Source organism: Rhodococcus sp. P3_B8, from assembly GCF_056402775.1.
In genome coordinates this window covers 1-19,446 of record NZ_JBFUGT010000114.1, presented here as the reverse complement: position 1 = coordinate 19,446, position 19,446 = coordinate 1, and the positions used below count along the sequence as shown (strand labels likewise).

Annotated in this window: 19 protein-coding genes and 1 pseudogene; 13 read left to right on the top strand and 7 right to left on the bottom strand. The window is 66.5% G+C overall.

What is annotated here, in order from left to right; genetic code table 11:
* Positions 1-733: 733 nt before the first annotated feature.
* Positions 734-1,483 (bottom strand): IclR family transcriptional regulator, encoded by a 750-nt coding sequence (locus AC1D1G_RS26720; protein WP_477954364.1) that lies wholly within the window; start codon positions 1,481-1,483, stop codon positions 734-736.
* A gap of 258 nt (positions 1,484-1,741) precedes the next feature.
* On the opposite strand from AC1D1G_RS26720, the gene AC1D1G_RS26715 reads away from it, so the two are divergent.
* The 8 genes from AC1D1G_RS26715 to AC1D1G_RS26680 are packed head-to-tail and all read left to right on the top strand — an operon-like array spanning position 1,742 to position 9,428.
* Positions 1,742-2,776 carry an NrtA/SsuA/CpmA family ABC transporter substrate-binding protein gene (locus AC1D1G_RS26715; RefSeq protein ID WP_477954362.1) on the top strand — a complete coding sequence of 345 codons (1,035 nt, stop codon included), beginning with the start codon at positions 1,742-1,744 and terminating at the stop codon, positions 2,774-2,776.
* Positions 2,773-3,633 (top strand): ABC transporter permease, encoded by an 861-nt coding sequence (locus AC1D1G_RS26710; protein WP_477954360.1) that lies wholly within the window; start codon positions 2,773-2,775, stop codon positions 3,631-3,633. The genes AC1D1G_RS26715 and AC1D1G_RS26710 overlap by 4 nt, the downstream gene beginning before the upstream one ends.
* Positions 3,630-4,436 carry an ABC transporter ATP-binding protein gene (locus AC1D1G_RS26705; protein ID WP_280780094.1) on the top strand — a complete coding sequence of 269 codons (807 nt, stop codon included), beginning with the start codon at positions 3,630-3,632 and terminating at the stop codon, positions 4,434-4,436. The genes AC1D1G_RS26710 and AC1D1G_RS26705 overlap by 4 nt, the downstream gene beginning before the upstream one ends.
* Positions 4,433-5,476 carry an ABC transporter substrate-binding protein gene (locus AC1D1G_RS26700; RefSeq protein WP_477954358.1) on the top strand — a complete coding sequence of 348 codons (1,044 nt, stop codon included), beginning with the start codon at positions 4,433-4,435 and terminating at the stop codon, positions 5,474-5,476. The genes AC1D1G_RS26705 and AC1D1G_RS26700 overlap by 4 nt, the downstream gene beginning before the upstream one ends.
* Positions 5,473-6,576 carry an LLM class flavin-dependent oxidoreductase gene (locus AC1D1G_RS26695; RefSeq protein ID WP_477954357.1) on the top strand — a complete coding sequence of 368 codons (1,104 nt, stop codon included), beginning with the start codon at positions 5,473-5,475 and terminating at the stop codon, positions 6,574-6,576. Before AC1D1G_RS26700 ends, AC1D1G_RS26695 begins: the two co-directional genes overlap by 4 nt.
* Positions 6,576-7,730, top strand: a complete 1,155-nt coding sequence (locus tag AC1D1G_RS26690; protein ID WP_477954356.1) for an LLM class flavin-dependent oxidoreductase — start codon at positions 6,576-6,578, stop codon at positions 7,728-7,730. Before AC1D1G_RS26695 ends, AC1D1G_RS26690 begins: the two co-directional genes overlap by 1 nt.
* Positions 7,727-8,434, top strand: a complete 708-nt coding sequence (locus tag AC1D1G_RS26685; protein WP_477954355.1) for a class II aldolase/adducin family protein — start codon at positions 7,727-7,729, stop codon at positions 8,432-8,434. The genes AC1D1G_RS26690 and AC1D1G_RS26685 overlap by 4 nt, the downstream gene beginning before the upstream one ends.
* A 52-nt stretch (positions 8,435-8,486) precedes the next feature.
* The gene (locus AC1D1G_RS26680; RefSeq protein ID WP_477954354.1) at positions 8,487-9,428 is read left to right on the top strand and encodes an ABC transporter substrate-binding protein; all 942 of its coding nucleotides are present in this window, start codon (positions 8,487-8,489) and stop codon (positions 9,426-9,428) included.
* A 676-nt stretch (positions 9,429-10,104) separates the two neighbouring features.
* Here AC1D1G_RS26680 and AC1D1G_RS26675 read toward each other — a convergent pair.
* From AC1D1G_RS26675 to AC1D1G_RS26660, 4 genes are all read right to left on the bottom strand, one after another.
* Positions 10,105-11,052 (bottom strand): carbohydrate kinase family protein, encoded by a 948-nt coding sequence (locus tag AC1D1G_RS26675; protein ID WP_477954352.1) that lies wholly within the window; start codon positions 11,050-11,052, stop codon positions 10,105-10,107.
* Positions 11,052-12,455: a sugar porter family MFS transporter gene (locus tag AC1D1G_RS26670; RefSeq protein WP_247251708.1), complete on the bottom strand. Its 1,404-nt coding sequence runs from the start codon at positions 12,453-12,455 to the stop codon at positions 11,052-11,054. The genes AC1D1G_RS26675 and AC1D1G_RS26670 overlap by 1 nt, the downstream gene beginning before the upstream one ends.
* Positions 12,452-12,685: a hypothetical protein gene (locus AC1D1G_RS26665; RefSeq protein ID WP_477954350.1), complete on the bottom strand. Its 234-nt coding sequence runs from the start codon at positions 12,683-12,685 to the stop codon at positions 12,452-12,454. The genes AC1D1G_RS26670 and AC1D1G_RS26665 overlap by 4 nt, the downstream gene beginning before the upstream one ends.
* Positions 12,686-13,524: 839 nt before the next feature.
* Positions 13,525-14,394 (bottom strand): LysR family transcriptional regulator, encoded by an 870-nt coding sequence (locus AC1D1G_RS26660; protein ID WP_477954349.1) that lies wholly within the window; start codon positions 14,392-14,394, stop codon positions 13,525-13,527.
* A 104-nt stretch (positions 14,395-14,498) separates the two neighbouring features.
* On the opposite strand from AC1D1G_RS26660, the gene AC1D1G_RS26655 reads away from it, so the two are divergent.
* The 4 genes and pseudogenes from AC1D1G_RS26655 (at position 14,499) to AC1D1G_RS26640 (ending at position 17,666) form a co-directional block, all read left to right on the top strand.
* Positions 14,499-15,527, top strand: coding sequence for an NAD(P)H-dependent flavin oxidoreductase (locus AC1D1G_RS26655; RefSeq protein WP_477954348.1), 1,029 nt, complete (start codon positions 14,499-14,501; stop codon positions 15,525-15,527).
* Positions 15,528-15,532: 5 nt separating this feature from the next.
* A pseudogene (locus tag AC1D1G_RS26650) lies at positions 15,533-15,976 on the top strand (LysR family transcriptional regulator); the annotation flags it as partial.
* Positions 15,977-16,073: 97 nt separating this feature from the next.
* Entirely contained in the window at positions 16,074-16,433 is a 360-nt protein-coding gene (locus tag AC1D1G_RS26645; protein ID WP_411194593.1) for a LysR substrate-binding domain-containing protein, read from the top strand.
* Between the two features lie 42 nt (positions 16,434-16,475).
* Positions 16,476-17,666, top strand: coding sequence for a YbfB/YjiJ family MFS transporter (locus AC1D1G_RS26640; RefSeq protein ID WP_477954347.1), 1,191 nt, complete (start codon positions 16,476-16,478; stop codon positions 17,664-17,666).
* Between the two features lie 54 nt (positions 17,667-17,720).
* On the opposite strand, the gene AC1D1G_RS26635 is transcribed toward AC1D1G_RS26640, so the two are convergent.
* Both AC1D1G_RS26635 and AC1D1G_RS26630 read right to left on the bottom strand, forming a co-directional pair.
* Entirely contained in the window at positions 17,721-18,038 is a 318-nt protein-coding gene (locus AC1D1G_RS26635) for a helix-turn-helix domain-containing protein (RefSeq protein WP_477954346.1), read from the bottom strand.
* Entirely contained in the window at positions 17,984-18,268 is a 285-nt protein-coding gene (locus tag AC1D1G_RS26630) for a hypothetical protein (protein WP_477954345.1), read from the bottom strand. Before AC1D1G_RS26630 ends, AC1D1G_RS26635 begins: the two co-directional genes overlap by 55 nt.
* 404 nt (positions 18,269-18,672) lie before the next feature.
* Between AC1D1G_RS26630 and AC1D1G_RS26625 the strand changes: the two genes are divergently transcribed.
* Positions 18,673-19,446 (top strand): RNA-dependent RNA polymerase family protein (locus tag AC1D1G_RS26625; protein ID WP_477954344.1); only part of this gene is annotated, 774 nt, incomplete at its 3' end.

The window sequence follows — 19,446 nt, the reverse complement described above, 5'->3', positions numbered from 1 at the left end:
GGCCCGGGGCGTCGGGCTGAACGAAGTCGGAGGCGTGGACGTTGATCAGGTTCCAGTGTTCGGCGACGCTGGTCAGCATCTCACCGGTTAGCGAACGACACCTAACGTACTCCAAGGTGATGGCGGCTGACCGAGGTATCGTAGACTCAGGCGAAACATGCAGAGCGGGAACTTAGTTCGCGCGCTCCTGCGGATTGGCGCACGGGCAGTCGTCGCCACCTGTATCAGGGCCAACCGCCGGGATCGCTCGGTGATGGAGACAAGGTGAGGCGGAAAACTTCCACGCTCCCAACTCCGAGGTGATGCCGAGGTACGCGCCCTGCCTTTACAGGTGGGTAAAATCCAAAACAGGCCGTGCGCGCGGTGAACTGGCACAATAGTTGTTGAGGCGAACTACTCCGGTACTCATCCAAAGGAAAGACGTACCCAATAGTGCCTGCAGCGTTCCAACACGTCGCCGATGAACTCGACAGGGTGCAGTTCCTCAGAGACGTCCCGAAAGGCGAGCGCGACATCGTCGAGCTGCTCAGCACCCCCGCGTATGGGCACGTCGGACGATCCGTGGACGGGTTCACCGAGGCTCCTCTGTTTGCACGCCGATTCCTCGGACGAGTCGCACACCTCGGTGAGGGTGAAGGCGGACACGCTGTGGCAACATACGCAGACGGTGTTCGTGCAGGTCCGCTACCCGGGCGCGCCACCTCCAGTCCAAACATCTCCAAGCCGAATTAGCTCAGAGCAGGACTGCGGCGATCTCGTCGGCGGTGACGCGGGCGAGGTCGACGAAGAATGGAATGCGCGCGTCGATCATGAGTTCGGTGGGCCCGCGCAGGCCGAGTGCGAAACGCACGATTCCGTCGGAGTCGCGGATCGGCAGTCCGATCGTGCGGAAGTCGGGAGTCAATTCCTCGTCGTTGAACCCGTATCCGCGTTCGCGGGTGCGGACGAGTTCTTCCTGGATGCCGGCCACGTCGGTGATGGCGCGTGGGGTGGTCGCCGCTCGGGGTAGTGATGCGATGTCTTCGTCGTCGGTGTCGGACCACGCGAGGAAGACCTTGCCGAGTGCGCTGGCGTGCAGCGGTAGCCGCACCCCTTGCAGTACGTGTCCGTCTGACTCTCTCCAGCGGCTGAACCCGAGGAGGACGACGTCGTGGCCGTGTCGCATGGCGAGCGACGCGGACGCACCTGTCGTCGCGGCCAGCTGCTCGAGGTAGGGCTCGGAGAGGTAGATGCGGTGCTGGCGGTAGGAGATCTGTCCGTAGGCGGCCAGCGCGCTGCCGAGCCGGTAGCGGTTGGACGTCTTGTCCTTGTCGAGGAAGCCGGCGTCGACCAATGATTGGAGTAGGCGGTGGGTTGTGCTCACGGCGAGGTCCTGGCGTTTGGCGATTTCCGATACGCCCAGCTCCTCGCCTCCGTCGAAGCAGGTGAGCATCGTCAGTGCCCGTGTCACCGTCTGCACTCCCGTGGCACGTGAGTCGGTCACGAGCAATCCTTCCTGCGGAGGCCGTCGGCCGAATGTGGGGGCGCTCTCACGCCCGGATGCTGGAGACCCTACTTTCCATCAACTGGAAAATGAAGGTCCGGTTCAACCGGGATTTCGGGGAAAACTCGCCGAACTGCGTTTCTGTACGTTGTCAAGGTTTCCGATCTGTAGAAAACAAACCGGAGGAATTCGGACGCGGAGAACATAGCGTCAACGGTCGTCACAGCTGACGATTCATCCGTTGAAGGAGCTACCCACATGTCCCGCATTCGCCGATTGCCACGAGCCGCCGCAGCGCTCGCCCTGGTCCCGCTTGCCGGGTTGGCGGTGGCGTGTGGATCCTCCGATTCCTCGGGAGGCAGCAGTTCCGGCGCCGAATTCACCCTCAAGGTCTTCGATCCGGGCAACTCCGGTGCGATCGCCGTCGGCAAGCGTGACAGAACCTACGACGAGGCGTTGGCGCCGCTGGGCGCGAAGATCGAATGGGTCAAGACCACACCAGGATTCAGCTCCAACCTCAAACTCTTCAACACCGGTGAACTCGACATCCAGACCGGCGCCTACAGTCCCGTGGTCGGAGCCCTCTCCAAGGATGTCGGTGTCCGCATCTTCGCCACATCCGACCCCTACAACAAGGATCAGGCGGGCATCATCGCCAGGCCCGAGTCCGGGATCACATCGGTGGCGGATCTGCCCGGCAAGCGGATCGCGGTCAACCCGGCCGGCAAGGGTGAGTACATCACCCTGAAGGCCTTGACCCAGGCCGGAATTCCTGTGGACTCCGTCGAGCGTGTGCCGCTGCAGCAGGCGGATGCCGCGTCGGCGTTCTCCACCGGTCAGGTCGACGCCTGGGCGTCATTTTTGATCCCATACCAGGAGGCGAAGGCGAAGGGCGCGGTCGAGATCGCCACCGAGGCGAGCATCGGTTCGGTGGACAGCACCATCATCGCCGGCCGAACGAAGGTCCTCGAGGAGCATCCTGACGTGGTCGAGAAGTTCCTCGAAGTGACGCAGCAGCTCACGGAAAAGCAGCAGCAGGATCCGGCCGCATTCGAGAACGTCTTCGAGAAGACCGGCCCCAGGGCACTGTCGGGTCAGCGACTCGACGACGCGATTGCGCTCGGTGGCCAGATCACGAACTTTCGGTACCCGACCGCAGCCGATGCCCTCGACCTGGAGTCCATCTCGGCGCTGTTCGCCGAGAACGGTGTGATTCAACAGCCGCTGAAGGGCAGTGACGTGATCTTCGATCTCCCGGCGGCGCTCGACACCACCTCGGCCGAGGGCAAGTGACTGCGGTGGTGACCCTGTCGAGTTCGGTGCGCAGCGACGCGCCTGCGGCTCCGAAGCTGGAGACGCCCCGCTATCGCCGAACCCGTGAGCGGCCTCGATGGATCTCGATTCCCCTGCGGTTCCTCGTACCTGCCTTGCTCGTCGCCGCTTGGTCGGTCGGGTCGTGGTCGGGGCTGTTGAGCCCGGAGATCCTCGCCGGGCCGCCCGCGGTGTGGCAGGCGTTCGTGGAGCTGTATCAGTCGGGTCAGTTACTCGACTTCGGCGTCGCTTCGCTGCAGCGGGCCGCACTGGGTGTGGGGTGCGGTGTCCTGATCGGGCTCGTCCTCGGCGTGTTGTCCGGCCTCTCCGCACTCGGGGAGGAGTTGATCGACTCGACGATGCAGATCAACCGCGCCGTACCCTTCCTGGCGCTCGTTCCGCTGTTCATCGCCTGGTTCGGTATCGACGAAACGTTCAAGGTTGTCCTCATCACGGTCGCCACCCTCGCCCCGATGTACGCGTACACCTACCTCGGAGTGCGGGGAGTCGACCGCAAGATGGTCGAGGCCGCCCGCGGGTTCGGGCTCACCGGCTGGCGACTGGTCTTCGGCGCAATCCTGCCGACCGCACTACCGGGGGTGTTGATGGGTCTGCGTATCTGCCTGTCGCTGAGCATCACCGGCCTGATCGCGGCAGAGCAGGTGGGTACCCGGGAAGGGATCGGTTACCTCGTGACGCTCGCGCAGGAGTACAACCGCACCGACTACATGGTCCTGTGYATCGTCATGTACGCGATCCTCGGCCTGGTCTTCGACGCGGTGGTTCGCGTGATCGAGAAGTTCGCAATGCCGTGGCGGCAGCTGTCGGTGACCCGATGAGCGCCGCAGAAGCACCGTTGCCACCGTTGGCGCCGCGCGAACGCACCGCGACGACCGCGGCGGAACGACGAACCGGGTCGCCCCTCGCGGTGTCGCTGTCCGCGGTGCGGAAGTCGTTCGGCGACAAGACCGTACTCTCCGGAATCGACCTCGAGATCACTCGCGGCGAGTTCGTCGTCCTGCTCGGCCCGAGCGGCACCGGAAAGACGACCCTGCTGCGACTGCTCTCGGGACTCGAACCGCCGGACGGCGGCGACGTCCTGGTCCCGAGACAACGCACGGTCGTGTATCAGGAGCCGCGGCTGATCCCGTCCAAGCGTGTTCTGGCGAATGTGTCGGTGGGGCAGAAGCGTGCACAGCTCACCCGCGACAACGCGCGGCGCGCGCTGGCCGAGGTGAACCTCGCGGACAAGGAACGTGCGTGGCCCGCCACCCTCTCCGGTGGCGAAGCGCAGCGGGTCGCGCTCGCCCGTGCCCTCGTTCGTGAACCGGAACTGCTGTTGCTGGACGAGCCGTTCGCGGCGCTGGACGCCCTCACGCGGCTGCAGATGCAAGATCTCGTCGGCGACCTCGTCGCCCGCCACCGCCCCGCCGTTCTGCTCGTCACCCACGACGTGGACGAAGCCGTCCGGCTGGCCGACCGCGTCCTGATCCTCGACAACGGCGGCTTCGCGGTAGATGTCGACATCGACCTCCCGCGCCCGCGGGACCGCAACGACCCCGAGGCGCTGCGCTACCGAGCGACCTTCCTCGCCCAGCTGGGCGTAGGTCGCCATTCCTCTACCAGACAGGACATTTCATGACGGTGACAACTGGCAGTGCCATCGACACGCTCTGGTACACCCGCTGCCCGGTGCCCACCGCGAGCGGCCTCGCGAACAACCTCGGGTGGCTGGGGCGCACCGCGGAGACGGCCGGGGTGCAATTCGGTGTGCTGCAGGACGCGGGCCCCGAACTGGCAGTACGGCATTTCGATCACCAGCTGCCGGGCCTGATCCGTGAAGGCGGCAACGTCCCCGCTCTCGCCGCGCGAGCGGAAGGATCCCCGACCCGGCTGATAGGTCTCACCTGGATCGACGAGGCCCAGGCCATCCTGGTGCGCGGCGAATCGGACGTCCGCGACGCCCCCGGACTGCGAGGACTCCGCATCGGGATCCCCGCCTGGGCCGCCGATCGTGCACGCAGCTTCCCGCGCGCCATGGCGCTGCACGGCCTTGCCTCCGCTCTGCGACTCGGCGGTCTCACGTTCGCCGACGTGCACCTGGTCGAGGTCCCGACGACGCCGGCCCCGCACGTACGCACCGCCAATCCCGATCGCAACACAACGTGGGGCGTGGAGCCGTTGCTGGCCGGGGACGTCGACGCGATCTACGTCAAGGGCGCCCGGGCGCAGGAGGTGGCACGACAGCATGGACTGGCGGTGGCGGTGGACCTCGATTCCACCGACGCCCTGCGCGACCGGGTCAACAATGGAACCCCGCGACCGGTCACCGTGCACGAAGACCTTCTTCAGCAGCGGCCGGACATCGTGATCGGGTTTCTCGCCGAGAGTCTGCGCGCCGCCGACTGGGCGGCCGCGAATGTCGAACAGGTCCGTGCGGTGTTCCAGACCGAAACCCAGTCCGGCCCCGAAGGCGTCGTCGCCGCGTACGGCGAGAACTTTCACACCGGCCTTCACTTGAGCCTGTCCGATGAGCGGGTGGATCTGCTGGGTGTGCAGAAGCAGTTCCTCTACGCCCACGGCTTCCTCGCCCACGATTTCGACCTCGCCTCGTGGGTTGCGCACGAACCGCTCCGGCAGGCACGCGCGCAGCTCGACGCCGAGAAGGCGGCACCGCAGTGACCGACTTCTACTGGGAACTTCCGACTCGCGGTGACGGACGCAGGGTCGCCACCGAACTCGGCACTCGCGGTGGTTTCGGGGTCGGGACCGCGCACAGCGTCGCCACCGATCTGCGTCCCGGCCGAGTCGGCCCCTTCGACGAACTCGCCCAGGTGATCCACGCCGCGGAACTGTCGGGCGTCGACGGTGTGGTCGCGGGATACGACCCCTCGGGCGAGGAATCCTGGATCGTGGCCGCGGCCGCACTCCGGCAGACACGTCACGCACGGGTCGCCGTGGAATTCCACCCCGCCTTCGGAACCCCGGTCTACGCGTCGAAGATGTCGGCCACTCTGCAACGGCTCTCGGGTGGACGGCTGGAGTGGCGCCTCGCGGTGGAGACGGATCCCGCAGACGCGCGCTCGCGCGGCGATCGGGTCACCGGCCGCGACCGCTACGCCCGCGCCGCCGAATTCCTCACGGTCGCCCGCGGGGTGTGGAACGACGAGGAGATCCTTCCTGGTGGGTTCGGAGGCACCGGGTACGAGTTCGCAGGCGACTTCTACGACGTGATCGACGGCGGCTTCCGCGGGATCCTGTCCGGACTGCCGTTCCCCGTCGTTCATCTCACCGGGGACTCCGAGGACGCCCTCGCGTTGTCGGCCCGCCACGGTGACGTGCATCAGTTCGCGCTGACCGAATCCGGCTTCGAGGGTCCCGCGAAGACCCTGGCAGCCCTGGCACGTGAGCACGGGCGATCGGTGCGGACGCTGCTGCGGGTACCGGTCATCGCGCGGGAGACATCCGACGAGGCGTGGGCACGCGTCGAGCGCCTGTGGCGGGAAGTCCACCCCGGCCCCGGCATCGACGATCCCCGCGCCCTCGACCGGGGCGAGTCCCGGTGGGCGGGCTTCGACCGCCTCGGCCACCCGCAGAGCATCGGACTCGTCGGCAGCTACGAGGACGTCGCACGGCAACTGTCGTCATTCCGCGAGCGAGGCGCCGACGGCTTCGTCCTGGCCGGACGCCCGCACATCGAGGAACTCCACCGCGCGGGTGAGCACCTTCTGCACCTGGTCGATCCCGCCGGACGCACCCTCGCCACACAGGAGACGCACTGATGAGCATCGACTTCTACTGGCGCATCGGGATGGAAGGTGATCACGCGTCGTTGCGCACGCCGCGGCGCTACAACCGCGGCGACGCGGGTGGGCACCGACCCGGCAATATCGCTCCGGCGATCCGGGGCGGGGAACTCGACGGCTACGGGTACATCGATCACATGGCCGCGGTGGCGAAGGCGTCCGAGTCGGCCGGCTTCCTGGGCGGTCTGCTGCCGTCCTTCCCGATGACGGAAGACCCCTGGGCAACCGCGGCCGCGCTGGCCGCCGAGACCACCACGTACCGATTCATGGTCGCCTTCCAGCCCGGGTTCCTGCACCCGGTGCAGGCGGCCAGGATGTCCGSGAGCCTGCAACGCGCCACCGGAGGTCGGCTGGTCTACAACATCATCAGCGGCGGCGGCGGTGCCCCTCAGCTGTGGTGGGGAGACAAAGTCGATCACGACGACCGCTACGCCCGCACGTCCGAGTTCCTCGACGTCCTCCGAGGGGTCTGGGACGGAGAGCCATTCGACTTCGACGGCCGGTTCTTCCGCACCGCCGGTGCGGCCCTGGCTCCCGGTCTGGCCGGACAACCGTTCCCCGAGGTGTACTTCTCCGGCTCGTCCGCGGCAGCCGTCGCCGCCGCGGGCACGCACTCGGACTACTATCTGTCCTGGCTCGAGCCGTACGCAGACCTGCGGAAAAAATTCGACGGCGTACGAGAGCAGTCCGCGAAAATCGGGCGCACCCCCAAGTTCGCTGTGCGGATCGACATCGTCGCCCGCCACACCGAAGAAGCGGCCTGGGCGGAGATCGAGAAGGGCTGGGCCTTCGTCGACAAGGATGCCGCAAACCGGGCGGCGCAGGGCGATTCCGTCGGGGCGGCCCGCATCAAGGGCTGGGTACCCGAACACATCACCGGCTACCGGGACCTCGAAGTCCAGCCCAATGTCTGGTGCGGCTTCAGCCTGATCCGAGGCGGCCCCGCATTCGGCCTGGTCGGCAATTACGAGCAGGTCGCCGAACGTCTCGACGAACTACGCGCACTCGGCGTGGACGCCTTCATCCTCGCCGGCAATCCCCACCTCGAGGAGGCGTACCGCGTCGGCGAAGAAGTACTTCCCCTGCTGCAACGCACATCACCCATCACTTCCGGACAGGACACGCTGTGACTACCACCGAGAACCGACTGGACCCGCAGATCGCCACGTTCGTCGACGCCGCGCGCCGCGACGCCGACAAGGCGTTCACCGTCTTCCGGAGCACCGGCACCGTGTCGGCCAACGGCACGGTCAACTTCGTCGAACGCGTGCCGGGCACCGAGATCGCGGTCGCGCTCAACGACCCCGGCCCGTGGGCAGACGATCCGGGTGTGTCACCAGTGGTCGCGACGTTCGACGGTGAGGTGCTCTCGGGCAACGGCTCTGCGGGATTCGTCACCGGTTACGCCGCCGTCTTCCGGCAGCACCCCGAGATCACCAGCGTCGTGCACATTCACACCCCGTGGCTGGGCGGGTGGGCGCAGACCCACCGCACTCTGCCGATCCGGTACGCGGCCTCGCAGCGCCTGACGCTCTCCCGCGAGATACACCCCCACATCGACCGGTCCCGGTCGGCGGGCGAGTTCACTCTCGAACGCCTGCAACACGACCCGGATCTGGTTGCCATCTTCGAAGCGAACGGCGGGGTCAACGTGATCGGCCGGAGCGGACTGCTGGACCTCGCGAAGTTCGTCGTACTGCTCGAGGAAGGCGCCCAGTTCCAGGCGATCGCGGAGTCGCTCGGCGGGTCCGTCGAATTCGATCCGTCGAATCTCGCGGTGCAGTGGGGGCGCTCGGGTCTGGCCGACGAGGCACGCCGCCGCGGCCTCATCTAACTCACTCGTCCCCACACACTCACAGGCAACCAAAACAGAACAGGTAGAGATCATGACAGTGCGCGTCGGATACTTCCCGCACAACAATTCGCTCTTCGTGCTCCGGCACACCGGAATACTCGAACGCCGGCTACCGGACATCGAATGGGTCGACCTTCGCGAACTCCCGTCGAAGCCGCCTGTCGATCCCGTCAATGCCCTTCCGACCCTGCATTCCGACTGGCTGTTCGACGACGGGGGATACGACGTCATCGGCACCGGCTTCACCCCGCCGATCACCGGCCTGGCCCACGGCCGTGACCTCGTCTACATCGGCATCTCCGGTCCCCGCGTCGAGAACGGCCGACTCGTCGTGAAGGCGGAGTCGGGCATCGAATCCGTCGCCGACCTGCGCGGGAAACGGGTCGGGATCGCCCATGGGTCCTGGCAGACCACGCTGCTGCTGTTCGCGCTCGACCGGGTGGGACTGACCTGGTCCGACATCGTGCCCGTCGACACGGACGTGCGCGAAGGCGGAGCCGAACTCGTCAGCGGCGCCATCGATGCCTGGGTCGGCGCCTACCCAGGACTGACGGACATCGAAGCGGATACCGAGCTGCGCACTCTCGTCGAGACCGAGGGACTGTTCAGTCATCCGTCGCTGTGGTTCACCCGCCGAGATTTCGCGGAGAACAACCCGGAGCAACTGCACGCGATCATCGAGGCGCTGCAGGAATCGGACGAATGGATCGAGCGGAATCCCCGCGCTGCCGCGCAGTACTTCGTCGACGACGTGGAGCGGCGAGGTGGCACAGCAAGTCTCGACGCGTGGGAGGCAGCGCTGCGCGGACGGCCGTTCGGCATCAACCCGGTCACCGAGGAATTCCTGGACGAACAGCAACGCGCCGCCGACCTGCTGCTGTCGAACGGGTTGCTCGCACGACCGATTCAGGTGCGCGACGCGGTGGTTCCGTGGATCGGCGAGTTCGTCGGTACCGCACGCTCGACCGTCTAGGTAGCTCGCGGCGTCAGGCTCCGGGCGGCGAACTCGCCCGGCACCTCACGTGGCGCGACGCTCAAACTCGTACGAGGCGGCGGATCGACGAGTTGCGCTGACCTGGTTCGACTCGCCGACACTCACCACGATCGGCGGAACAAAGCCTATGCCCTGGGGTGCCGGGCATCGTGTACCTTCACCTCGGCGCACGGAGTTCGCGCTCGAAGTAGCGAAGTCCTCGCTCAGTATCCAACTCGCCGTCGAAGACAGAATCTGCACCGCACTCGCAATCGAAGGTCTTGCCTGAACCGCAGAGGCCATGGGCGACATCGTTCGCAGTTCGCGGGCGGTGACCCGGTCGTAGGGGGCCTTGCGTTGCGGGTTGGCCGCTGCCCACGAGTCGAATGCGAGTTGCCACTGCGCCCGTGCGGCGGCGCCGCGCTCGCACGCGTTGCGGGTGTGGGCGATCACCCTCAGATTCGACCTGCAAGGTCAGCTCGGGGTCGACGCCGAGCTTCGCCTTGACTGCGGCCCCAGGCCGGGAATGCGGGTGCCGAGTTCGCCGCGGACGGTGGCGGGGGTGTGGCCGTGCCGGATGAACAACCGTTGCACGTCGGGTGATTCCTCTCGTGAATGGGGTTGTGCATTAACGCCGGTAACCGCGCACGGTGTCCTCGGTGACCGCGACGATCGTTCAGATGAGGGCCGGGTCGAGCGCATGAAGGGCGTGCACTTCCGCCCGGGAGGGCGCGTACGCGCCGGATCGGCTGACCGTCAACGCACTCGTGTGTATCGCGCGGAGCAGTGCGGGTTGGACATCGGGCCAGTCCACAGCCGCGAGTCGATCGCGTGCTTGGGGTGAGCCGAGCAGGCCCGCGTCGAGTAGTCCGGAGAGTAGTCCGGCCATGAAGGAGTCCCCGGCACCGACCGTGTCGCCCACGGTGACCGGTGCCTGGTCGATGTGGAGCATGTCCCGGTTGTGAGCCAGTCGCGCGTAAGCGCCACAGGATCCGCGGGTGACGACCACCAATGCTGGTCCTGTCTTCACCCACCGCCGCATGATGTTCTCGACCGGCACGCCCGGGTAGAGCCAGTCGAGGTCCTCGTCGCTGGTCTTTACCACGTCGGACAGTGAGACCAGGTGCTCGACGCGGTCGACGACGGTGTCGGGCGAATGCATCAGTGCGGGACGGATGTTCGGGTCGTATGACACGGTACCGAGGAGCCGCATCCGTTCGGCGGCGACGACCACCGTCGAGCCGCCTGGTTCGACGGTGGCGGCGATGCTGCCGGTGTGCAGATGCCCGAACGGTTCCAGGTCCGGCAGTTGCGGGACCGCCCAGTTCAGGTCGAACTCGTAGTTTGCGTGTCCGTCCGCGTCGATCCGGGCGAACGCGACCGACGTTTTGTGTGCGGAGTCGGTTCCGGGCGTGATCTGCACGCCGGCGGACTCTGCCCACTGTCTGAGCAGATTTCCCCGGGGGTCTTTGCCCCAGTGGGAGCAGATGCTGGCCGGGTGGCCGAGTGCGCCGAGTCCGACCGCGACGTTGAGCAGGCTGCCGCCGACGTGTTCCTGAGTGAATCCGGGCCTGGTGACGACGTCGATCAGTGCTTCGCCGAGGCTGAGTACGCGGCTGGTCATCAGTGCGCCCGTACCGCGGTCGGCTGGTCCGGGCCGTGGTCGAGTGCGACGCCGAGCTTGGCCTGCATCTCCTCGAGCGGCACACCCTTGGTCTCGGGCATCGCCTTCAGCACCCAGATCAGCTGACCGACCATGGCGAGGAAGAAGATGCTGAACGCGGCGCCGGCACCGAGGGCACCGATGATCGGCGGGAAGGCGAACGAGGTGATCGCGGCGAACACCCAGTGGGTCAGGCTGCCCAGCGACTGCCCCTGACCACGGATCCGATTCGGGAAGATCTCCGAGAGGAATACCCAGATCACCGAGCCCTGGCCGACGGCGTGGGCGGCGATGAATCCCATCAGCCCGATCAGCACCAGTATCGACGACGTAGAGGTGAACTCGCCACCGCGCGCATTTTCGTAGTAGAACATCACGGCGGCAAGGAATCCCAGGGACATCAGGTAGCCGATCGAGCCGACGATCATCAGCTTGCGCCGGCCGAGCCGGTCGATCAGGCTCAGCCCGACCATGGTGGCGACCAAGTTCATCGCGCCCACCCCGACGCTCATCAGGAACGCGGCGTTCGTGCTGGCGCCGGCCTCCTGCATGACCCGTGGCGCGTAGTACAGGACCGCGTTGATGCCCGACAACTGGTTGAAGACGGCGATCGCGACGGCGAGCAGGATCACCTTGCGGTGCCCGCGCGTGAAGAACGGCACCTTCGTCATGTTCGCGGTGGCCGCCAGCGACTCCCGGATCTCACTCATCTGGAAGTCGACGTCGGCTTGGGTGGCGCACAGGCGCTTGCTCGTTGCGGTCGCGTCGTCCCATCGACCGTTGGCGGCCAGCCAGCGTGGCGTTTCGGGAACGGTCGGCAGCATGAGGACGAATACCAGTGCCGGAACGATCATGACGCCGAGCATCCAGCGCCAAGCATTGTCGCCGGGGACCGCCGCGCGGATGACGGCGTTGGATGCATAGGCGATGAGGATGCCGAGCACGATGTTGAATTGCACCAACCCGACCAGGCGTCCTCGGTTGGCCGCGGGGGCGATCTCGGCGGTATAGATCGGTGCACAGACGCTGGCACCACCCACGCCGATGCCACCAATGAACCGGAACAGCATCAGAATTTCGACGTTCGGGGCCAGGGCAGACCCGAGGGCGCCAAGAACGAAGAGGACGCCGATCACGTAGAGCGCCTTCTTGCGGCCGTACCGGTCTGCCGGCCGGCCGGCGACCAGAGCGCCGAGGATCGTCCCGATGAGTGCGGTGGTGACGGTGAAGCCCAGCTTGGCATCGCTGAGCGCGAACACCTGCTGGATCTGTTCCTCCGCACCGGAGATGACGGCGGTGTCGAATCCGAAGAGCAGCCCGCCGGTCGCGGCGACTATGGCACTGCGAACAACTATGGGTTTCACGAGATGTCTACTTCCTCTTGCGGTTGAAATATCTTGGAAAAGAAGGATTTCCGCGCACAGTGCGATGGGTTGGGCACCCACGCGCGGGGTCGAGTGGCTCGGAGCCAGAAGCGCCCTGCGTCTCGACGGATGTCGTGACCGCTGCGGGCGGCACCCTGCTCCAGCGATTCCGCCGCCAGGTATGTGTGTGCGATGCCCGTAGGGCACGAGGTTGTGGCTACGAACTTCATGTCACGCGCCTTTCCTAGCGGTTCGCTGTCGTAGCCGAGGCGGCGACCGATCGAGGCGGCCCTGCCTGATCCTCCGTCGCTGTATCGATGAGCCTGCGGACAGTTATAGCTGTGACGTGGCTCTCATGTCAACATATACGGGCCTAAACACATACATTCGGACACCAATAAGCAGATCAAAACAACACGCCGAAGTGGCTTGGCGGCCTGCAGTGCGATCACCTCCACGCCGGGGCGAGCCGGAGTTCCGGGCGCGCGCTGCCTGGAGGGGCGGAGTCTGCGGGGGCGCGACTGTCTCCACGAAAGCGTCAGGCGTGCGCGTGAAACTGTTGGCCCGGAACGGGATGCGGCCGGCGGGGCGGCCACCACCCCACAGCCTCAGCCCGCACAACTCGTTGGTGTTGGCGAAGGCACTCTCAGCGCATCCCGATGCAGATCTCGCCGGTCGTGACGCCGTCTTCGAGCACCTCGAGGGAACGGCCCCGCGTTTCGGCACCTTCGTCCACACCAACACAAGCGCCGCCACGCCGACGACGAACGTGAACAACGACCCGGCGATGCCGATTTCCTTGACGAGCGACAGAAGCCGGACTGACGGTGCCTCTCGCGTCTGTCGTGCGGCGCGCTCTGATTCCCGCCCACTCGGGCAGGATGAGACAGTGGGCGATCGAACCGCAGCAGACCTCGAACGTGAACTCGCCATGCTCGTCTACGTACGCGGATGCAGGAGTCGCTCGCGTGGCCCGCAATGGTTTACGAAAGGAGATCGATGTCCTGCGATCCCGCAATGCAGAACTGGAGCGGGGAGTCGCCCGGCTTCGCCTGCTCACCGGCGACGGTCAGTCGTGTTGACCGACGGCGGCACTGCCGGGTGGCGGAGAGTGCCGGATCGCGGCGTCCCGCAGTGCCCGCAGCAGCGGTGTCACCCGGTTGCGGCGGTACACGAACCTCACGACCGCGGGCGGCGCACCGACCAGCGGGATGAACTGGACGTTCCGATGGGTTACCCGCCTGCGGGCAACTTCGGGAACCGTGCCGACACCGCGATCGGCGGCGATCAACTCGAGCCAGTCGTCGAAGTTCGAGCACGTCACCACCGGGCCGTCGTGGTTCGGCCACAGATCTTCGGATGTGGTGCCGCTGAGGGTATTGATGACCAGGGGAAGCGTTCCGAACTCACCCCAGTCGATCGATTCTCGGGTCGCGAGCGGCGACGCCGTCGAGACCGCCGCAATCCGCTGCTCCTCGAACAGCGGATGCTGCACGAACTCGTCGCCGGGAACATCCCGGCGGACGACGGCGGCGTCCACGGTGGCGTTGTTCAGTGCGGCGATGGGGTCGTCGTAGCGACGCGGAACGACGGTGGCGCGGGAATTCTTCTCGACGTCGTCGATCACCTGCTGCGCCCACGGATCGGGCAGGAGCCAACTGAAGCCGAGGACGAGGGATCGGTTGGTGTACAGCGCAACCGCGGAATCGAGATCGCCGAGGATGACGCGTACCTTCTCGACGAACCCGGCACCGTCCTCGGTGAGGGCAAGTGCCCGCGAGGTCCGGTCGAACAATCGCACGCCGAGCGAGGTCTCGAGCTGCTGCACCGTCCGGGTGAGCGCCGGCTGGGTGATGTGGAGTGCGTTCGCCGCCGCGGTGAACGAGCCTGCCTCGGCGATCGCAACGGCCGCCCGCAGATGCCGCAGTTCGATGGACATAACTCCCAAGCATAGATCCGGCCGAAGAGGCATTTCCGCTCCGCAATGCGGCGGTGCACGATGAGAACGGAAAGACCACGTACACATCGACCGAAAGGATCCTGGTGTTCGATCTCGAGGACGGCCTCCGAATTCCCATCATCGGGGCGCCCATGGCAGGAGGACCGAGCACGCCCGAGCTCGTTGCCGCGGTCTCGTCCGCCGGTGGCCTCGGTTTCCTTGCGGCCGGGTACAAGACCGTCGACGCGGTTCGGCGTGAGGTCGACGCGGTCCGCGCGCTGACGAGCGCACCGTTCGGACTCAATATTTTCGTCCCCGGTCGCCCCCTGGCCGACCGTGCCGCGGTGGAGGCCTACCGGTCGTTGCTGCAGCCGCTCGCGGAGCGCAGGCAGGTGTCGCTGCCGGCGGTCGTCGACTTCGACGACGACGCCTTCGACGCCAAGGTCGACCTCGCGGTCGAGCGTGCCGTTCCCGTGGTGTCGTTCACCTTCGGCCTTCCGCCGCGCGACGTCGTCGATCGGTTACACGACGCCGGYAGCGCCGTGGTGGCCACGGTGTCCGATGTCGACGAGGCGCGCTCTGCCGCTCGGGTGGGCGTCGACGCGATAGGTCTGCAAGGAGTGGAYGCGGGCGGGCACCGAGCGACGCTCGACCCCGACGCCGAGCCGGACCCACGTTCGACGAGGGACTTGGTCGAGGCGGCCCGCTCAGCGATCGACCTTCCGATCATCGCGGCGGGTGGGATAGCCACCGGATCCGACGTCGCGATGGCACTCGCGGCCGGTGCCACCGCCGTCCAGATCGGTACCGCTCTCCTCGACGCCGACGAGGCAGGGACCAAACCCGCGCACCGCGCCGCGTTGCACGACGCCCGCTTCACCGACACCGTCGTCACTCGCGCGTTCTCCGGTCGTCCCGCGCGTGGCCTGGTCAATGATTTCATCACCGACTTCGATGCTCACGCGGTGGCGGCATATCCGCAGGTACACCTGCTGACCAGTGGGTTGCGTGCCGCAGCAGGCGCAGCCGGTGACCCGCACGGCCTCGCCCTGTGGGCCGGGGTCGGCTATCGCAGTGCCCGTTCGGCCCCCGCAGGGGAGATCGTTCGGGACCTGTGGAGTGAAGCACGGTAATTCCCGTGGATATCGGCGATCTGAACTTCTTCCTGGCCGTGGCCCGCGCAGGCGGAATCTCCCGGGCATCGAAGGAGCTTCTGACGGTTCAGTCGAACATCAACTCACGGATCCGCGCGCTCGAAGACGAACTGGGAGTGGAACTGTTCCGCCGCGATGCCCGTGGCGTGACCCTGACGAACTCCGGCGAACGTCTCCTGCCCTATGCCGAGCAGATCACTCAGCTCGTGCGGGAAGTGAGGCAGGTCGTCAGCGACGATCGAGATCCGGGCGGACGATTGGCGATCGGCTCCATGGAGACCACCGCGGGATCGCGGCTTCCCGGTGTGCTGGCAGCGTTCGGCGAAGAGTGTCCCCGAGTCGACTTCACCCTGGCGACCGACACCACGGACGCGCTGACCACCCAGGTGATCGAGCATCGACTCGACGGTGCGTTCGTCTGCGGGCCGGTGCGGCACCCGGACCTGGTGTCCGAGCAGGTCTTCATCGAGCAACTCGTGCTGGTGAGCGGCGTTCGCGTGGCCGATCTGGACTCCGTCATGACCGATGGCCGGCGGCACAGGGTTTCTCGTCTTCCGGGCCGGCTGCGCCTACCGGGCCCGCCGGGAGCGGCTCTTCGAGCAGCACGGAGTGCCGAGCCCGGATGTCCTCGAGTTCGGAACTCTCGAGGGCATCCTCGGGTGTGCGGCTGCGGGGATGGGCGTGACCCTGCTGCCGCTGGGCGTGGTGACCACGTCGCCGTTGGCGGCGGCCTTGAAGGTGCATCACCTCGCGCCGGCCGACTCGCGCGCAGARACCCTGTTCATCCGCCGCACGGACTCCACCATGACCCCTGCCATGTCGCGATTCCTGTTCCATACTCACGAGTCCAGCCGCCCGGCCTCCCTGAAATCCGTGGCTCGTTAGCGGGGGCCTGTGCGCCAACCGAATGTTGTTGAAAGAGAATGCATGAACGCAATAGACAGCGCCGGCGAGCTGACCGCATACCGCACGCCGACATCGCCGTGGGTCACGGTCGGTCAGGTCGGGGCCGCATTGGCGGCCAGCATGGGCATCGGACGGTTCGTCTACACACCTGTGCTCCCACTGATGGAGGCCCAGGCAGGATTGACACCGTCGGCGGGCGCCGCTCTGGCGACGGCGAACTATCTCGGATACCTCGTCGGGGCACTGGCCGGAATCGTCCTACCCGCCTTGGTGCGCTCGGCGGCAGCCATGCGTGTCTCGCTGCTGATCCTGACCGCCACGCTGGCGCTCATGCCGGTGACATCGAACGAAAACGCCTGGGCCGCACTGCGCTGTGTTGCGGGTGCTACCAGTGCGATGGTCTTTGTCATCGCTGTCAGCGCCATGCACTCCACTCTGAGTGGGCAGGCGGCACACCTGTCGGGTTGGGCGTTCGGCGGAATCGGAGCAGGTATTGCCCTCTCCGGGCTCGTCGTCCTTCTCTTGCGATCGATGAGCACGTGGGGATCCGTGTGGTGGGCGGCCGCACTGCTGACCCTGATCTGCACCCTCGCGGCGTGGACTCTCACACCGGAACGCGCTCCGACGGCGCCGGCGGCCGAGCGCAGACGGTCGCGCACGCAGGGGCACCGCCGGTTCAGTGCGCTCTTCATCAGCTATTCCCTCGAGGGCGTCGGATACATCATCGCCGGCACCTTTCTCGTCGCAGCGATCGACCACACCGCAGGCAGCTTCGCCGGCAGTGGCGCCTGGGTGATCGTCGGGCTGGCGGCGCTACCGTCCGCTCCACTCTGGGCGTCTCTCGGCCGACGGTGGTCCCGCCCGATCCTGCTGGTGATCGCCCTCGTCGTTCAAGCCGCCGGCATCGCGTTGCCCGCGGTGGCAGACGGCCTCTGGCCCGCCCTGATCTCCGCATTTCTGTTCGGGGGAACATTCCTCGGCATCAGTCAGATGTCGCTGACGATCGGCGCTTACCTCCAGTTCCCACGCGCGGTCGCGATCCTGACAACCGGATACAGCCTTGGCCAGATCGCGGGCCCGCTCATCGTCGCGCCACTGCTTTCCGATGGCTACCACCTGGCATTGCTCGTCGCTTCGGGCATCGTCCTGGCGGCAGCACTCGCCGCCGCGTTACTGACCACCCGGTTTCGTCAGCGAGCGACGGTCGAATGAGCAGGGCGTCGAAAGCAGTTGTGCGAGGCGGGGACCCGGCCCGCATGCGTCCACTCACATCAGGTCTGTCGAAACGAGTCGGAGCCACAGCAATAGCCGCCTGGTCGGATTGTCGAAGTCGATCTGGAACTCTTCGGCGAGGCGGGTGATCCGGTACCGAATGGTATTGCCGTGGACATGCATTCGGTCCGCCGCTTTGGACACGTTCGCGTTGGAATCGAAGTACGCACGCAGGGTGATCAGAAAGTCGGTGTGATGGGTGGCGTCGTACGCCCGGATCGCATCGATGACGTCGAACTTGTCGAGATGCTTCTCGGCTATGTGCCTGCCGATTTCGAGTAGGTTGAGCTCGGTCCAATAGTCTTCGAACACAGCCGCTGCCGGGGTGTCCGCTCCTGCAGGGTCAGAGTCGTCTCGCGCCGTAGGTCGTCGATCGGCTGGCCCGGCACCGTGGAGTAGCCGAGGATGCGGCCCGAAGGATCGACGATGCTGGCGGCTCCATTGGCTATCGAGGCTACGGCGTCGGCGAAGACGAACAGATTGCCGAGACGCACGCCCGATACCGAATCGACCGCAGCACCCGCGACCGCTGTGCGTGCCATCGCGATCAGTCGTGTTTAATCCGCGTCGTCGCCGACGACGAGCACGGGAACGTCGTGACGACTGGACGCGGCCCGCAGGTCCTCGATCGGTGTTCCTCATGCTTTGACGATCACGGCGGCAGCCTCGCTGACTGGGTCGATTGCGCACTCCGACCAGCGGAGTCGCTCGATTCGACCTCGCGACCGATAGGGCCCCGCACGGCAGAGATCATGTGGCATTCTCACGAGGTGCGACGGTGCAGAGGTGAGAGTGGTGTGGCCGGTTCGCCGGCCTCGACCACGTCAGGGGTAACCCCTGGCTCGACAGTGTTCATCGGAGACACCGTCCGACGCGCGACCGTATGCTCCGCGTGCTTCGGCGCGCCGCAGACGACAGATATCGGTCACCTCGCACCGCCGCACACATGACAACCGACCGGGCCCTGCGGCCTGAAATTGCCCGTCGCCTCGCGGAAGTGGCGACCGCCGGAGCGTGGACCAGGGCCGGCCTGATGCTCCGCTTCGAGGAAGCCGGTGCACCGGATGCCGGACGAATCGCGACACGGCTCCACGACCTGATGCCCACGCCGCCGGTCGACGGCGCCGACAGCGTCTATCGGCTGCTGTCGGATCTCCCGCAGATCGAGCCTACGGACACGGTCGTCGAGGTGTCCGGCAGTGACTGGAAGTTCGACGTCCCACGGTGGTCGCGCACGACGGGGGTCGCCGAGGCGGTCGGTCTCACCCCTGCCGAACTCGACTGGTTCGCAGACCCCGGCGGATGGTTGCGCACGAAAGCGACTCCGCTGCAGCACTACCGCTATCGGATCCGATCGGACCACCGGCTGCTCGAGGCACCCAAGGAACGCCTTCGAGAGGTGCAGCGCCGGATTCTGCGTTCGGTCCTCGACCGCGTCCCACCCCACGCCGCGGCGCACGGATTCGTCCGAGGTCGCAGCGTCCACACCTTCGCCGCTCCCCATGCCGGGCACGACGTCGTGGTGCGCATCGACCTCCGTGCCTTCTTTCCCTCCGTCTCCCAGACGCGGGTGAGGACGGTCTTCGATGCCCTCGGCTACCCGACCCCGGTGTCACGCGTGCTCGCCGGACTCTGCACCACGGCCACCCCGCCGGGTGTCCTCGCGCAGCTTCCCTTCGATGCGGCCAGTCGACTCCGGGGTGCGCACCTGCCGCAGGGC

Coding starts and splice junctions, on each gene's coding strand:
- AC1D1G_RS26640 (WP_477954347.1), top strand. CDS start 16,476: ATGAACGCAATAGACAGCGCCGGCGAGCTGACCGCATACCGCACGCCG.
- AC1D1G_RS26630 (WP_477954345.1), bottom strand. CDS start 18,268: ATGGCACGCACAGCGGTCGCGGGTGCTGCGGTCGATTCGGTATCGGGC.
- AC1D1G_RS26705 (WP_280780094.1), top strand. CDS start 3,630: ATGAGCGCCGCAGAAGCACCGTTGCCACCGTTGGCGCCGCGCGAACGC.
- AC1D1G_RS26665 (WP_477954350.1), bottom strand. CDS start 12,685: ATGAAGTTCGTAGCCACAACCTCGTGCCCTACGGGCATCGCACACACA.
- AC1D1G_RS26700 (WP_477954358.1), top strand. CDS start 4,433: ATGACGGTGACAACTGGCAGTGCCATCGACACGCTCTGGTACACCCGC.
- AC1D1G_RS26715 (WP_477954362.1), top strand. CDS start 1,742: ATGTCCCGCATTCGCCGATTGCCACGAGCCGCCGCAGCGCTCGCCCTG.
- AC1D1G_RS26680 (WP_477954354.1), top strand. CDS start 8,487: ATGACAGTGCGCGTCGGATACTTCCCGCACAACAATTCGCTCTTCGTG.
- AC1D1G_RS26675 (WP_477954352.1), bottom strand. CDS start 11,052: ATGACCAGCCGCGTACTCAGCCTCGGCGAAGCACTGATCGACGTCGTC.
- AC1D1G_RS26660 (WP_477954349.1), bottom strand. CDS start 14,394: ATGTCCATCGAACTGCGGCATCTGCGGGCGGCCGTTGCGATCGCCGAG.